General features: G+C 63.6%; 14 protein-coding genes. 10 read left to right on the forward strand and 4 right to left on the reverse strand.

What is annotated here, in order from left to right; translation table 11 throughout:
* Positions 1–249 precede the first annotated feature (249 nt).
* On the reverse strand, positions 250–945 hold the full coding sequence (locus NKJ01_RS30485) for a TetR/AcrR family transcriptional regulator (RefSeq protein WP_352733836.1): 696 nt from the start codon (positions 943–945) through the stop codon (positions 250–252).
* 83 nt (positions 946–1,028) lie between these two features.
* On the opposite strand from NKJ01_RS30485, the gene NKJ01_RS30490 reads away from it, so the two are divergent.
* The 3 genes from NKJ01_RS30490 to NKJ01_RS30500 are packed head-to-tail and all read left to right on the forward strand — an operon-like array spanning position 1,029 to position 3,524.
* On the forward strand, positions 1,029–2,225 hold the full coding sequence (locus NKJ01_RS30490; RefSeq protein ID WP_352733838.1) for a Tm-1-like ATP-binding domain-containing protein: 1,197 nt from the start codon (positions 1,029–1,031) through the stop codon (positions 2,223–2,225).
* A gap of 10 nt (positions 2,226–2,235) precedes the next feature.
* Positions 2,236–3,108: a phosphoenolpyruvate hydrolase family protein gene (locus tag NKJ01_RS30495; RefSeq protein ID WP_352733839.1), complete on the forward strand. Its 873-nt coding sequence runs from the start codon at positions 2,236–2,238 to the stop codon at positions 3,106–3,108.
* Positions 3,105–3,524: a cupin domain-containing protein gene (locus tag NKJ01_RS30500; protein ID WP_352733841.1), complete on the forward strand. Its 420-nt coding sequence runs from the start codon at positions 3,105–3,107 to the stop codon at positions 3,522–3,524. The genes NKJ01_RS30495 and NKJ01_RS30500 overlap by 4 nt, the downstream gene beginning before the upstream one ends.
* A gap of 29 nt (positions 3,525–3,553) precedes the next feature.
* Here the strand turns inward: NKJ01_RS30500 and NKJ01_RS30505 are convergent, their stop codons facing one another.
* Positions 3,554–4,744, reverse strand: a complete 1,191-nt coding sequence (locus NKJ01_RS30505) for a M24 family metallopeptidase (RefSeq protein WP_352733843.1) — start codon at positions 4,742–4,744, stop codon at positions 3,554–3,556.
* A 374-nt stretch (positions 4,745–5,118) separates the two neighbouring features.
* Here NKJ01_RS30505 and NKJ01_RS30510 point away from each other — a divergent pair, with 374 nt between their 5' ends.
* The 6 genes from NKJ01_RS30510 (at position 5,119) to NKJ01_RS30535 (ending at position 11,087) form a co-directional block, all read left to right on the forward strand.
* Entirely contained in the window at positions 5,119–6,729 is a 1,611-nt protein-coding gene (locus NKJ01_RS30510; RefSeq protein WP_352733845.1) for an ABC transporter substrate-binding protein, read from the forward strand.
* 261 nt (positions 6,730–6,990) lie between these two features.
* Positions 6,991–7,977: an ABC transporter permease gene (locus NKJ01_RS30515; protein ID WP_352733847.1), complete on the forward strand. Its 987-nt coding sequence runs from the start codon at positions 6,991–6,993 to the stop codon at positions 7,975–7,977.
* Positions 7,974–8,804, forward strand: coding sequence for an ABC transporter permease (locus NKJ01_RS30520; protein WP_352733849.1), 831 nt, complete (start codon positions 7,974–7,976; stop codon positions 8,802–8,804). The genes NKJ01_RS30515 and NKJ01_RS30520 overlap by 4 nt, the downstream gene beginning before the upstream one ends.
* Positions 8,801–9,799 (forward strand): ABC transporter ATP-binding protein, encoded by a 999-nt coding sequence (locus NKJ01_RS30525; RefSeq protein ID WP_352733851.1) that lies wholly within the window; start codon positions 8,801–8,803, stop codon positions 9,797–9,799. Before NKJ01_RS30520 ends, NKJ01_RS30525 begins: the two co-directional genes overlap by 4 nt.
* Positions 9,796–10,584, forward strand: a complete 789-nt coding sequence (locus tag NKJ01_RS30530) for an ABC transporter ATP-binding protein (protein ID WP_352733853.1) — start codon at positions 9,796–9,798, stop codon at positions 10,582–10,584. The genes NKJ01_RS30525 and NKJ01_RS30530 overlap by 4 nt, the downstream gene beginning before the upstream one ends.
* The gene (locus NKJ01_RS30535; RefSeq protein ID WP_352733855.1) at positions 10,581–11,087 is read left to right on the forward strand and encodes an L-2-amino-thiazoline-4-carboxylic acid hydrolase; all 507 of its coding nucleotides are present in this window, start codon (positions 10,581–10,583) and stop codon (positions 11,085–11,087) included. Before NKJ01_RS30530 ends, NKJ01_RS30535 begins: the two co-directional genes overlap by 4 nt.
* A 274-nt stretch (positions 11,088–11,361) precedes the next feature.
* On the opposite strand, the gene NKJ01_RS30540 is transcribed toward NKJ01_RS30535, so the two are convergent.
* Together NKJ01_RS30540 and NKJ01_RS30545 are read right to left on the reverse strand one after the other, a co-directional pair.
* Complete coding sequence (locus NKJ01_RS30540; RefSeq protein WP_352604452.1) at positions 11,362–11,973, reverse strand: NAD(P)-dependent oxidoreductase; 612 nt, start codon at positions 11,971–11,973, stop codon at positions 11,362–11,364.
* 35 nt (positions 11,974–12,008) lie between these two features.
* A complete protein-coding gene (locus NKJ01_RS30545) occupies positions 12,009–12,647 on the reverse strand; it encodes a DsbA family protein (protein ID WP_023760847.1) in 639 nt (212 codons plus the stop codon).
* Between the two features lie 125 nt (positions 12,648–12,772).
* Between NKJ01_RS30545 and NKJ01_RS30550 the strand changes: the two genes are divergently transcribed.
* A complete protein-coding gene (locus NKJ01_RS30550; protein WP_023760848.1) occupies positions 12,773–13,690 on the forward strand; it encodes a LysR family transcriptional regulator in 918 nt (305 codons plus the stop codon).
* Positions 13,691–13,882: the final 192 nt, after the last annotated feature.

Below are 13,882 nucleotides of genomic sequence, written 5' to 3' on the forward strand. Positions count from 1 at the left end.
CTGCCGGAAAATGGATCGCAACCCTCACTTTCGATCCGCTTTTCTTTACTGATCTGGTATTACCAATTCCGCATGCGCGTCAAGCCCTTTCTTGGCAGCTTGACTTGGCCATTGCTATCGGATTCCGGCTTTATCTGCCTGTTTTCCCGAGATTTTCCTACTCAGTGATACACGCAACTCTTGCTCACTACCCCGCACTGCGACTAATATTAGTAGTCGGCATGCAAATCTGGTCGAACCAGATTGGCGCTATACCACAACCGCCGTCGGCTCGCTGCCGTCTCCTTCTTCTATCGATTCCGCGACCGCCGCTCGCACCAACGCGCTCGCCGCCCACTGGGCGACGGACAGCGTCATGCGGCCATCCAGCCCCCAGATGTCCTTCAGCACGATCAGCACCTCGACGCCGAAGATCAGCGACAGCGCCTGCGCCAGCCGCTTGAATTCGCGCGGCGGCAAACGGCCCTTGAGCGGCGCGATCGCCTGTTTCAGCAAGTCGATGCGGTGGCCGCGCGTGAAGGCCGGCTCACCGTCCAGCGTGCCGGCCTGACGCCTCGCCCACTGATCGAGCGACAGCTTCAGTGCTGCCTTGAACGTCGCCTCGAAGGCCTCGATGCGCGGCATGGCCGTGTCGAACAGATCGGCGACCCGGCGCTCCGCATCCGCGGAGGTCGATTGCCAGGTGAGGATTGGCCCTAGCCCCTCGTCGACTACCGCTTGCACCAGTGCCGCCTGGCTCGGGAAATACCGGTAGGCGGTGGCACGGGAAACCTGTGCCGCCTCGGCGACTTCGCTGACCGAGGGCGTGACGCCCGCCTGCATCAGCCTCGTCGCCGTCTCCAGCATCAGTCGTTTCGTGCGCGCGCGCGGCCCGCGCTCTATCGCCCGGCCGTTTCCCGGCTCAGTGCTGTCGCTCGCTGTGGATTGTTGACGTGAGACATCCATATCAATACGATACGCGCGTCTCAAAAATTTGCAATGGCCTTCGCTTGCCGGAAGGTCGGGCAAGCAGCCGGCGGGGAAACGCGATGAAGCGCATCTATGTGGTGGGCACCGCCGACACCAAAGGTGAGGAACTCGCCTTCCTGGCCGATGCGATCGCCGCCACCGGTGCCGCGGTGTCCCGCGTCGATGTCGGAACACGCGAAGCAACAGTTCCCGTCGACATCACCGCAAAGGAAATTGCCGGCCATCATCCCAACGGCGGCGACGCCGTGCTCGGCGGCAATGATCGTGGCGCTGCGGTCGCCGCGATGGGTATCGCCTTTGCCCGCTTTGCCCAATCGCGAAACGATATCGCCGCCATGATCGGCATCGGCGGTGGCGGCGGCACGTCGATCATCACCTCGGGCATGCGCGCGCTGCCGCTCGGCCTGCCCAAAATCATGGTTTCGACGCTCGCCTCCGGCGATACGTCGCCTTACGTCGACGTTTCCGACATCATCATGATGCCTGCGGTGACCGACATGGCCGGACTGAACCGGCTGTCCCGCGTCATCCTGCACAATGCCGCCCAGGCGATATCGGGCATGGCGGCGAAACCGGCACCACCGCCCGACGGCAAACCGTCGATCGGCCTCACCATGTTCGGCGTTACCACACCTTGCGTGACCGCCATCGCCGACCAGCTTCGTTCGACCTACGACTGCATGGTCTTCCACGCCACCGGCACTGGCGGCCGCAGCATGGAGAAGCTGGCCGACAGTGGCCTGCTGTCCGGCGTCATCGATATCACCACGACCGAGGTCTGCGATCTCTTGTTCGGTGGTGTTTTACCGGCGACGGAGGACCGCTTCGGCGCGATCGCCCGCACCAGGCTGCCCTATGTCGGTTCGGTCGGCGCACTCGACATGGTCAACTTCTGGGCACCGTCGACCATTCCGGAGCACCACCGCGGTCGGCTGTTCTATGAACACAATCCCAACGTCACGCTGATGCGCACCACGGCGCAGGAATGCCGCGCGATCGGCGAATGGATCGGCGCCAGGCTCGCTCGCTGCGAGGGGCCGGTGCATTTCCTCATCCCTGAAAAGGGCGTCTCGGCGCTCGACATCGAAGGCGGCGCCTTCTTTGATCCGGAAGCCGACGCCGTCCTGTTCGAAGCCATCGAGCGCACTATCCGGCCAAATGGCACCCGGCGCGTGAAGCGCCTTCCACTCCACATTAACGACCCGGAATTCGCCGCGGCCGCGGTCGCGGCTTTTCTCGACATCGCCAGACAGTGAGATTCAAGACATGCCCGCCATACCGCGCAAGGACATACTGAAGAGATTCAGGGGAATGATCGACAAGGGCGTGCCGATCGTCGGCGGCGGCGCCGGCACCGGCCTGTCGGCCAAGGCCGAGGAGGCTGGCGGCATCGACCTCATCATCATCTACAATTCCGGCCGCTACCGGATGGCCGGCCGCGGTTCGGCCGCTGGCCTGCTCGCCTATGGCAATGCCAATGAGATCGTCAAGGAAATGGCCTACGAGGTTTTGCCTGTGGTCAAGAAGGCGCCGGTGCTGGCCGGCGTCAACGGCACCGATCCCTTCGTCATCATGCCGCTGCTCTTGGCCGAGCTGAAGACCATGGGCTTTTCCGGCGTGCAGAACTTTCCGACCATCGGCCTGTTCGACGGCCAGATGCGGCAAAGCTTCGAGGAGACCGGCATGGGCTTCGGGCTCGAGGTCGACATGATCGCCGAGGCGCGCAAGCTCGACCTCTTGACCACACCCTATGTTTTCAACCCGGACGAGGCCCGCGCCATGACAAAGGCCGGAGCCGACATTGTCGTCGCCCACATGGGCGTGACCACAGGCGGCTCGATCGGCGCCACATCGGCCAAGTCTCTCGACGACTGCGTGCTCGAGATCGACGCCATCGCCAACGCCGCGCGTTCGGTGCGCAAGGATGTCATCCTGCTTTGCCATGGCGGCCCGATCTCGATGCCGGACGACGCCCGCTACATCCTCGACCGCTGTAAGGGCCTGCACGGTTTCTATGGCGCAAGCTCGATGGAACGGCTGCCGGCGGAAGCCGCGATCGCAAGACAGACGGCGGATTTCAAGGCCGTGACGCTTGGCGGCGACGGGAATACGAAGAAAAAAGAAGGGGTGATGAGATGACCGACAAGAGCAAAATGTTTGTCTACCCGAAGGATGTCAGTGCCTTCGGCTTCGACTGGGGCAGACTGGCGCTGACCGTGGCGCCCGAGGTCAATGGCGCGACGCGCTTTTCCGGCGGCGTCGTCGACCTGCCATCCGGCAAGGGCCATACGCGTCACAACCATCCGGGCGCCGAGGAAATCATCTTCGTCATATCAGGTCATGGCGAGCAGATGGTCGAGGACGAGAACGGCAATCCGGTAGTCGAGAAAGTCGGCCCCGGCTGCACCATCTATGTGCCGGAAAGCCGCTTTCATTCGACGCTCAATACTGGCGACGGACCGATGCAGCTCTTCGTCGTCTATTCGCCGGCCGGCCCAGAACTGGTTTTGCGGGAACTGCCGGATTTCAGGCTGATCCCGCCGGGCGGCAAATAACGTATCCGGGGCAGCGCCAGCCTTCGTCTCTATAGGGTGCCACCCCTGTTCCACCCCCGGCCCCGATCGCCAAACATCAGATAGCCGGTATCCGTCACCGCCAACGTGTCCTCCAGCTTGATGAAGCCGCGCGTCGGGTGGAGCATTGTCGTCTCGACCGACAGCACCATGTTCTTCTCCAGCGGCTTGGACGCATAGGTGCCCTCATAGGTCACCGGGTGGTTGGTCATCAGGAACGGTGCCTCGTGCGTGATCAGGCCCATGCCATGGGCGAAGAAATCCGTATAGGCCGCGACCTTCGACGCTTTCAGCACACCTTCGGCATGCGAAATCATGTCGCCGCCCAGCGTGCCCGCTCTGACCTTTGAGAAGGCCGCCTGCTGTACCGCCTCGACCTCGGCCAGCAGATCCTCAAGCTCGGCATCCGGTTCGCCCAGAATCCCCATGCGGCAGAGGTCGCCGATATAGCCGTGAAAATTGCCGCCGGAATCGATCGACAGCACCTCGCCTTTCTTCCACGCTTGCGGCGAGGCGGCGCGATTGTGGCTGGAGCCCAGTGTCAGCAGGCAATATTCGAAATGCGCGCCGCGATTGGTCTCCTCGCGTCGCAGCTGCTCGATCATCTCGCTCTTGGTCGTGCCTTCGCGCGCCCACGCGATCGTCGCCAGCATGGAATCGGTGATCAGTTCGGAAGCCGTGCGCAGCTTCTCCAGCTCGGCATCGGTCTTGATAGCGCGCATGCGCTCCAGCATCTCAGTCGCATCGATCAGCTTGGCGTCCGTCAGCGCCTTGCGAATCAGCGTGTAGGCGTCCGACGGCAGGAAGCCCGGCTCGATGCCGATGCGGGCGCCGGCCTTACCGATCTTCTGCAGATGTTCGACAGCGAGGTTGGCGGCGTCGAGCGTGCCCCAGCAGGCGGCGTGCAATGTCGGCGTCCAGAACGGGTTGTTCTGATGCTCGCCACCCTCCATGCGATTGCCGATATAGGCGGCATGCTCCGGCCCGCCCTTTTCGTACACGACGATCGGCAGGTAACGGCTATGGCCGATCGCATCCATGGCGGCAAAGAAGATGAATTTGTAGCCGCCCAGCAGATACTGCGTGTTGTGCTTGGAGGTGGCGAGCAGCACATCGAGGCCTGCCTCCTCCATCAGCCGGTCGACCCGTGCCTGGTCGAACGGGACAGTGCCGACCGCATTCTTGCCCGGAGCAATGTTCATCTCTCTCTCCCTGAATTGCCAGGGATCGCCGGCTGTTCCGCTCCCGATCCCATGGCCCCGCATCAAATCTGCACCATTCTGGCCACTCTGGTCCAGCCAGAAATGGCAAAAACAGCACCGTTCGATGTCACCATACCATCATTGGTCGCATATCAGATCATTCTGGTCCTACCAGATTGACCGAATAGAGTCGCTTCCCCCAAACTGGTCCAGCGGATGAAAATTTCAAAGCCAAGCGAGGATGCGCCAATTCCGTCTCTGGCGAAACCCTCGACAACCCCCATAATCGGCACCGCACGGATGCTGGCGGGCTTGTCGGCGTCCGAGGGGTACTGGCGCACCCGATTAGGTCGCCGAGAGGACGAAGTTCGATCATGTCAGGTTTCACGATCTCGAGACGCACCATGCTTGCCGGCTCGGCCATGCTGCTGGCGTCCACTGCCATACCGATATCGGGTTGGGCGCAGACACCGAAGAAAGGCGGCCGGCTGGTGCTTGCCGCCGATTCCGAGCCGCGCAACCTCAACCCGGCGATCGTCGCCTCCAATGGCGTCTTCTTCATCTCCAGCAAGATCGTCGAAACGCTGGCCGAAGCCTCATTCGACGGCAAGGACGGGCTCGCGCCACGGCTGGCGCTGAGCTGGGAAGGTGCCGCCGACGGGCTCTCGGTGACGTTCAAACTGCGCGACGGCGTCAAGTGGCATGACGGCAAGCCGTTCACCTCGGCCGACGTTGCCTTCTCGGCGCTGCAGATCTGGAAGCCGCTGCAGAACCTCGGCCGCACCGTGTTCAAGGATCTGGCTAGCGTCGACACGCCGGACGATCTCACCGCCGTGTTCAAATTCGCCAAGCCGACACCGTTCCAGCTGATCCGCAACGCGCTGCCGGCGCTGAGCAGCGTTGTGCCGAAGCACATCTACGAGGTCGGCAAGATCGAGGACAACCCGGCCAACAACGCGCCGATCGGCACCGGGCCGTTCAAATTCGCCGAGTACAAGGCCGGCCAATATTACCGGCTGACGAAGAACGCGGATTACTGGGAAAAGGACGAGCCCTATCTCGACGAGATCATCTACCAAGTGCTGCCGGATCGCACGTCCGCGGCGAGCGCGCTGGAGGCTGGAGAGATCCAGCTTGCAGCCTTCTCCGCCGTGCCGCTGGCCGATCTGGACCGCATCGCTAAAGTGCCAGGCCTGAAGGTGATCTCGAAGGGTTACGAAGGGCTGACCTATCAGCTCGTCGTCGAGATCAACCATCGCCGCAAGGAATTGGCCGACGTGAAAGTACGGCAGGCGATCGCGCATGCCATCGACAAGGATTTCGTCGTCAAGACGGTGTTCCTCGGCTATGCTGCCACCGCCACCGGTCCAGTGCCGAAGAACGATCCGCAGTTCTACACCGCTGATGTGCCGACCTACGCCTTCGACGTCGCCAAGGCCAACGCGCTGCTCGACGAGGCCGGCTACAAGAAAGGCGGCGACGGCAAGCGCTTCTCGCTGAAGCTTTTGCCCGCGCCCTATTTCAACGAGACCAAGCAGTTCGGCGATTATCTGCGCCAGGCGCTGGCCGCCATCGGCATCGACGCGGAGCTGGTCAACAACGACTCGGCCGGCCACATCAAGGCCGTTTACACCGATCACGCCTTCGACCTCGCCGTCGGCCCGCCGGTGTTCCGTGGCGATCCGGCGATCTCCACCACCATTCTGGTGCAGAGCGGTATTCCTGACGGCGTGCCGTTCTCCAACCAGGGCGGCTACAAGAACGAGGCGCTCGATGCCCTCATCGCCAAGGCATCCGAGACGCTCGACACCACTGCCCGCACCGACCTCTACAAGGAGTTCCAGAAAGAGGTGGCCGCCGACCTGCCGCTGATCAATGTCGCCGAATGGAGTTTTATCAGCGTCGCCCGCGACACCGTTGGGAATATTGCCAACAACCCGCGTTGGGCGGTGTCGAACTGGGCGGACACGTATTTGGAATCGTGACACATTTGCGCGGATGAGAGTTCGCGGAATGATCGTAGAGGCTGCGTTCAACGAGGCCCCCCTCTGTCCTGCCGGACATCTCCCCCTCAAGGGGGGAGATTGGCTGGCCGCGTCGTCGGCTGATTTGCCTGCAACGTCGAAGATTGGCGAAACCGCAAATGCCTTCCGATCTCCCCCCTTGAGGGGGAGATGTCCGGCAGGACAGAGGGGGGTGCACGCGCGCGACCTTTCCTTTGATCGTCGCGCCGCCTCGACGCTCGCATGACCCGCGCCCTCACCTTGCTCCGCCGCCGCCTCATCGGCAGCGTCTTCGTGCTGCTGATCGTCGTCGTCGGCACCTTCCTGCTGCTCGAAGCGGCCCCTGGCGACGCGGTCGACGCCTATATCGTGTCGAGCGGCGGCGACGCCGGCATGATCGAGCTGTTGCGGCATCGCTGGGGCCTCGACCAATCGGAACTGACGCGACTGGCCAATTATCTCTGGGCGCTGCTGCATCTCGATCTCGGCCAATCGGTGATGTTCTCCAGGCCGATCCGCGACGTGATCCTGGAACGCCTGCCCAACACGCTGCTGCTGATGGTCAGCGCCACCGCGCTTTCCTTCGGGCTCGGCTCGGCACTCGGCATCTATGCCGGCGCGCGGCCAGGCAGTTTCCGTGACCGCTTCCTGTCGATCGGCTCGCTGGCGCTCTATGCCGTGCCGGGTTTCTGGCTCGGCCTGGTGCTGATCGTCGTCTTTGCCGTCGACCTGCGCTGGCTGCCGATCGGCGGCATCGAAACCCTGGCCTCGGACAAGACGGGGCTCGACCGTGCAGCCGACATCGCTGTCCATCTCGTCCTGCCCGTTTCCGCCCTCGGCTTCATCTATCTGGCGCTCTATCTACGCATGATGCGTGCCGGCATGGCCGAGGTCTGGCGGCAGGATTTCGTCCTGGCCGCACGCGCCAAGGGGCTTTCCCGCCGGCGCATCGTCCTCGCCCACGTCGCCCGCAACGCGCTACTTCCGCTGGTCACTATGCTCGGCCTGCAATCGGCGCAGATGCTCGGCGGCAGCGTCGTCATCGAGAGCGTCTTTTCCGTGCCCGGCCTCGGCCGGCTGGCGCAGGAGGCGGTCGCCTCCCGCGACACGCCGCTTCTGCTCGGCATTATCCTCACCAGCGCCGTCCTGGTCATCGTCATCAACCTCCTCGTCGACATCGCCTATGCCTTCCTCGATCCGCGCGTCGGCGCCAGCGAGACCGGCATATGAGTTCGCTCCGCAGGTTTCTGCGCACGCCTGAGGCGGTTGCCGGCGTCATCCTCCTGGCGGCGCTGATAGCCATGGCGCTGTCGGCGTCGCTGCTGTTTCCTGGCGATCCGCAGGCGATCGCCGGCCCGGCGCTGCTGCCGCCGTTCCAGGACTGGTCGTTGCCGCTCGGCACCGACCGGCTCGGCCGCAACGTGCTGGCCGAGCTCTTTCACGGCGCCCGCACATCGCTGGCCGTCGGACTCGCTGCAGCGGCGGCCGCACTTGTCGTCGGCGCGGTGATCGGCACATTGGCCGGCTTTGCCGGTGGCCTCGTCGACGAGGTGCTGATGCGCATCACCGACGCCTTCCAGACCGTGCCGAGTTTCCTGTTGGCGCTGGCCTTCGTCAGCGTCGTCGGGCCTTCCCTCGGCATCGTCGTGATTGCCATCGCGCTCGGCACCTGGACCGGACCGGCCAGAGTGGCCCGCGCGGAAGTCCTCTCCATCCGCGAACGCGATTATGTCGCCGGGGCCAGGGTTATCGGCATGCATCCGCTGGCGATCGCCTTTCGCGAGGTGCTGCCCAACGCCTTGCCACCGGTGCTGGCGATGTCGTCGGTGATCGTCGCAGCCGCCATCCTCACCGAAGCGGCCTTGTCTTTCCTCGGCTTGGGCGACCCCAACCGGGTCACCTGGGGCGGCATGATATCGGAAGGCCGCACTGTTTTGCGCACCGCGCCCTTCCTGTCGATCGTCCCAGGCATTGCATTGGTTCTGACCGTGCTCGGCGTCTATCTCGCCGGTGAAGGCATCGTCGAGACGACAGCAGTCAGGAGAGGCCTTTCGTGACCGCTCTGGCTACGATCCGCGACCTCACGGTGACCTACCGCCGAGACGGCAGCGAGGTGGCGGCGCTGAAGAGTATCAGCCTCGACATCGCCGCTGGCGAACGCCTCGCCATCATCGGCGAAAGCGGCTCCGGCAAGAGCACGCTGGCGCTGGCCATTGCGGGGCTGTTGCCGGCAAGCGCCAGTATTGATGGGCGCTTCGATTGGTTCTTACATCCGCCGCCAAGGTTGGGCGCCAAGGCACCCCCCTCTGTCCTACCGGACATCTCCCCCGCAGGGAGGGAGATTGGCAGTTTCACTGCCGGCACTCCTTCTACAACGTTGGCAATTGGCGAAAGCAGAAAAGAGAGCGCAATCTCCCCCCTTGCGGGGGAGATGTCCGGCAGGACAGAGGGGGGTGTGAAGGATCGCCAGCCTAAAATTGATCCCCTCCCCGGTCGCGACATCGGCTTCGTCTTCCAGGACCCCTCCGCCAGCCTCGACCCTGTTATGACCATCGGCAAACAAATCGCCGAAGTCGCGCGCACCCATCTCGGCCTCACATGGCTACAGGCCTACGCGAAGGCAAGACACCTGCTCGAACGCGTCCGCCTGCCGGACCCGGACTCAGCCTTGCAAGCCTTCCCGCATCAGCTTTCGGGTGGCCAGAAGCAGCGTGTCGCGATCGCCGCCGCCATTGCGGCCGGACCGAAATTGCTGATCGCCGACGAGGCGACCAGCGCGCTCGACACCATCGTACAGGCGGAGATCGTCGCTTTGATCCGGCGCCTGGTGGCCGAGGACGGCATGACGCTGCTGTTCATCAGCCATGACATCGCGCTCGCGGCCGAGCTTGCGGAGCGCATCGCCGTTTTCCGGCATGGCCGGTTGGTCGAGCTTGGCACGACGGCGCAGATTATCAATGCACCTAGCCAAGCCTACACGCGCGCGCTGCTCGACGCCCATATCGGGCTCGACGCCAAGCCATTGCTGAACCGAGCCGAGCTCCAGACATGAGCCTGCTGACGGTGTCCAACCTCACCAAACGCTACCGTCGCGACAAAAAGGCCATCGCTGCCATCGACGATGTCTCCTTTCACATCGACCCCGGCGAGACGCTGGCGCTGGCCGGGCCTTCCGGCAGCGGCAAGTCGACCATCGCGCGGCTGGTGCTGCGGCTGATCGAGCCGGACGCTGGCCGCATCGACTTCGAAGGCAATGATTTCCTGGCTTTGAGCGGGGCTGCGCTGAGAGCGCGTCGCGCACGCCTGCAGATGGTATTCCAGGATCCGCTGGCAGCCTTCAACCCGCGCGCCACGGTGGCGCGTGTGCTCGATGATCCCTTGCGCATCCACCGCATCGCCTCACGCTCCGAACGCCCGCGCCGCGTTGCCGAATTGCTGGAGCGTGTCGGGCTGACCGCCGACCTCGCCATACGCGCCGTCCATGAGATCTCCGGTGGCCAACGGCAGCGCGTAGCCATTGCGCGCGCGATCGCGACGAAGCCGTCGCTGATCGTGCTCGACGAGGCGGTCTCGGCGCTCGACGTTTCGGTGCGCGGACAGATCCTCGATCTTTTGCTGGACCTGCAACGGCAGGAACGGATTGCCTATCTCTTCATTTCACATGATCTCGGCGTCGTCAGAGCGATCGCCCACCGCGTCGTCCTTCTCGACGCCGGCCAGGTTGCCGAGAGCGGCGATGCCCGAACCGTCATCGACGCGCCGCAATCGGCCATCGGCAAGGCGCTGGTGGCCGCGGTGCCAAGACTCAACCGTATCATTCGACAGGACCCGACATGACCGATCCCGAAGCCAGAGCCGAGAAACTGTCGCGCGAACTCGATTCCGCTTTTCGCAACCGAGCCGATCTCTACCGGCTGTTGCTCGAGGAACTGAGTGGAGAACTGGGCGCCGACAAAGCCGAAGCGATCATGATCCGCGCCATCGAACAACGCGGCAAGGAAGTGGCGGCAGCCGCCTTCGCCGGCTTCGGCCCCAATGACGCGCGCGCGATCGGCGAAGCCTTCCTGGCCGTCAGTCCAGACAGCGGCCGCATGTATCCGACCGATGTCGAACGCAGCGACGACCGCATCGCCTTCAAGGTGAAACGCTGCCCGCTGAAGGATGCCTGGGTCGAAGCCGGAGTTGGTGACCAAAGGCTTGCCACGCTCTGTCGCATAGCCGGCGCCTTCGACCGCGGCCTGTTCGAGGCGACCGGCGTTCGTTTTGACAATGTCACCTGGACACCGGGCCACGGCTCCGGCTGCTGTCATATCGCGCTGACAGACAGGGATGCCGGATAGCTCAGTAGGCCCGCTACACCGACAGCCGGCCGGCTTCGATTTCGACGACGGCCAAGCCGGCCAAGGAGGTCGATCCGTCCTATCAGGAATGACTGCGCAAGCGCGAACCCGACCTGATCAGTGGGGAACGCGCTTTGTCGAACGCCGCCGCGAGGAACCGAGATAGGACGGTCTTGTCATACGGAAAGTTACCGGCGCGTCGGGGTGCGCGAAGCGCTGACGCGGCTGGCGTCGGCCGGCCTCGATTGAGACTCGGCCGCCGCTACCCGTTCGATCAATAGCCGACGGTGAAGCGCTGCCTGATATGGGCCGGCTTCTCGATCTCGTCGACCACGGCGATGGCATAGTCCTCGAACGAAATACTGCTGCCCTTGTCGGAGGCGAGAAGCGTGTCCTTGCCGAGGCGGAATGTGCCGGTACGCTCGCCCGGGACAAACATGGCGGACGGGGACAGGAACGTCCAATCGAGGTCGCCGACCGTCTTCAATCTGTCCAAGAAGTCGGCGCCCTTCTGCGCTTCGGCCTTGTAGATCGCCGGGAATTCGGGGGTATCGACCAGCCGCTTGCCGGGCGCGACTTCGAGACTGCCGGCGCCGCCGACGATGAGATAGCGCTTCACTCCGGAGGCACGCACCGCCGCAATCAGCGTGTCGGCGTCACTGTCGAGAAAATGCACCGAACTGATCGCCACATCATGGCCGCGGATCAGGTCAGCGAGACCTTCCTTATCGAAGACATCGCCCTTCCTGGCGATCACGCCTGGGAGTGCGGCGATCTTTTCCGGGTTGCGCGCAATACCGGTGACGGTGTGGCCGCGATCGGAGAGTTCTTTGAGAAGGCGCGAACCGACTGCGCCGGATGCACCAATGAGAGCGACTTTTGCCATGTCTTTTCAGTTTCCTTGTTGAGGTTTTCTGGGGATCAGGCCGCCGCGATATGGGCGACGAGATTGTCGAAGCTGCCGAACAGTGCGTTCGAACCGATGAGCCGGGGCGCATCGTTGCGGATGACCACGAGGGAAGGCACGCCATCGGCATGCAGGCGCTGGAACAGCGAGCGGCCTCGGCCGACCAGCTCGCGGTGGGCCGTCAGCAATGTTTCGGTCGGCGCCTTGAGCATCTCAGCGGCGTCCGCCATTCCGGCGGCGGCGAGCACTTCGGCCACACCGCTGGTCGTCACGACATCGCTGCCGTCGACATAGCGCGCCCGCTGGATCGTCTTCAGCGCGGCAAGCCGGCGGCTGGGATTCTCCAGGCCGGCGGCGCTGATGCCGAGCGCGGCGGCATGAGAGTCCAGCAGCGTGCCGCTGATATCGAGGACATTGTGCCGATAGGCCTGCGTGAACGATTGCCCGGTCAGGCGCTCGATGCGCTGGTCGTTCGCCCAGGCATGGGCGGCAAAACCTTCATCCATCGGACGCGCGCCGGCGCCGGAGAACAGGCCGGTCGGCAGCAGCTCGACGCGCACGCCGCTGGCAGACAATCTGTCCAGCATCGGGGTGGCGCCATAGCACCAACCGCAAAGCGGATCGAACAGATAGGTCACTTCTGAATTGCTCATGATCGCCATCCTCGGTCCGGCTGCGGGCGAATGCCCCTTGGCTCACATGTGGCAGACGAAGGTCTTGCGAAAAATAGCGCTCAATAATACAAACTGTCTGATCCAATCATACAAAGACTGCCGCCTTGGCCGAACTTCTGAACCTCAATCGGCTCGCCTACTTCACCACGGTGATGGAAACCGGTTCGTTCACCGCGGCGGCCAACCGACTTGGCGTCGCCAAGGCCGTGGTCAGCCACCAGATCGGCAAGCTCGAGGAGGAATTGGGCGCAACGCTGCTGCAGCGCACGACACGGCGTGTCACGCCGACCGAAGAAGGCCGCCTGTTCTATGACCGCGCGATGATTATCCTGAGGGAAGCAGAGGCGGCCTATGGCGAAATCTCGCAAGGGGCGATCGAACCGAGCGGAACGCTGAGGCTGACCGCGCCGCTCGACTACGGCGCCAAAATGGTGGCCCCGGTCATGGCGGCCTATCTCAGGGCCTTTCCGCATATGCGCGTCGATGCGATCTTCGACGACGCGGTGAGCAATCTGGTGGACGAGCAGATCGATCTCGGCATTCGCGTCGGCTGGCTTGCCGATTCCTCGAACCAGGCGCGGCGACTGGGCACGATACGGCAGACCGTGGTGGCAAGCCCTGGTTTCGCAGCGCGCATGCCGCCCGATGTGACGCCGCGCCAGTCAAGATCGCTGGCCTGGGTCGGCAACGCCCAGTTGCGCGGCATCGGCCAATGGCTGTTTTCCAGGGATGCTGAAACGGTGCTGACCGAACTCAATCCGATCATCATGTGCGACAAGAGCCCCGCTGCCCTGGCTTGCGTGCTGGCCGGCATCGGGCTTGGCATATTTCCGGATTACAGCGTCAACGACGATATCGCCGAGGGGCGGCTGGTGCCGGTGTTTGCCGACTGGAGCTTACCGACAGGCGGCATCCACGCCGTCTTTCCACCGGCCCGGTTCCGGCCCGCCAAGGTGCGCGCCTTCGTCGATCTTCTCGCGGCGGCCGAGAGAAAGCGATCACGCGGCGTCGCCATGGCGTGAGGCCTTTAGTGGCCTCTTGCAGGATATTCAGGGGAGCACGTCAACGGGCTTTTGATGTCGAGGTGCCATGGCCTGCGCGGCTTCAAAACGCAAACGGCCCGCGTTGAGCGGGCCGTTTGCGTTTGAAGTTTGGTTGCGGGGACAGGATTTGAACCTGTGACCTTCAGGTTATGAGCCTGACGAGCTACCGGG

The sequence above is a fragment of the Mesorhizobium sp. M0276 genome (assembly GCF_040321755.1).
GTDB lineage: Bacteria > Pseudomonadota > Alphaproteobacteria > Rhizobiales > Rhizobiaceae > Mesorhizobium.

Excerpts from the sequence above, each read along its gene's own strand:
- NKJ01_RS30510 (WP_352733845.1), top strand. The coding sequence starts at position 5,119 with ATGTCAGGTTTCACGATCTCGAGACGCACCATGCTTGCCGGCTCGGCC.
- NKJ01_RS30535 (WP_352733855.1), top strand. The coding sequence starts at position 10,581 with ATGACCGATCCCGAAGCCAGAGCCGAGAAACTGTCGCGCGAACTCGAT.
- NKJ01_RS30505 (WP_352733843.1), bottom strand. The coding sequence starts at position 4,744 with ATGAACATTGCTCCGGGCAAGAATGCGGTCGGCACTGTCCCGTTCGAC.
- NKJ01_RS30520 (WP_352733849.1), top strand. The coding sequence starts at position 7,974 with ATGAGTTCGCTCCGCAGGTTTCTGCGCACGCCTGAGGCGGTTGCCGGC.
- NKJ01_RS30495 (WP_352733839.1), top strand. The coding sequence starts at position 2,236 with ATGCCCGCCATACCGCGCAAGGACATACTGAAGAGATTCAGGGGAATG.
- NKJ01_RS30515 (WP_352733847.1), top strand. The coding sequence starts at position 6,991 with ATGACCCGCGCCCTCACCTTGCTCCGCCGCCGCCTCATCGGCAGCGTC.
- NKJ01_RS30545 (WP_023760847.1), bottom strand. The coding sequence starts at position 12,647 with ATGAGCAATTCAGAAGTGACCTATCTGTTCGATCCGCTTTGCGGTTGG.
- NKJ01_RS30490 (WP_352733838.1), top strand. The coding sequence starts at position 1,029 with ATGAAGCGCATCTATGTGGTGGGCACCGCCGACACCAAAGGTGAGGAA.
- NKJ01_RS30530 (WP_352733853.1), top strand. The coding sequence starts at position 9,796 with ATGAGCCTGCTGACGGTGTCCAACCTCACCAAACGCTACCGTCGCGAC.
- NKJ01_RS30500 (WP_352733841.1), top strand. The coding sequence starts at position 3,105 with ATGACCGACAAGAGCAAAATGTTTGTCTACCCGAAGGATGTCAGTGCC.
- NKJ01_RS30540 (WP_352604452.1), bottom strand. The coding sequence starts at position 11,973 with ATGGCAAAAGTCGCTCTCATTGGTGCATCCGGCGCAGTCGGTTCGCGC.
- NKJ01_RS30485 (WP_352733836.1), bottom strand. The coding sequence starts at position 945 with ATGGATGTCTCACGTCAACAATCCACAGCGAGCGACAGCACTGAGCCG.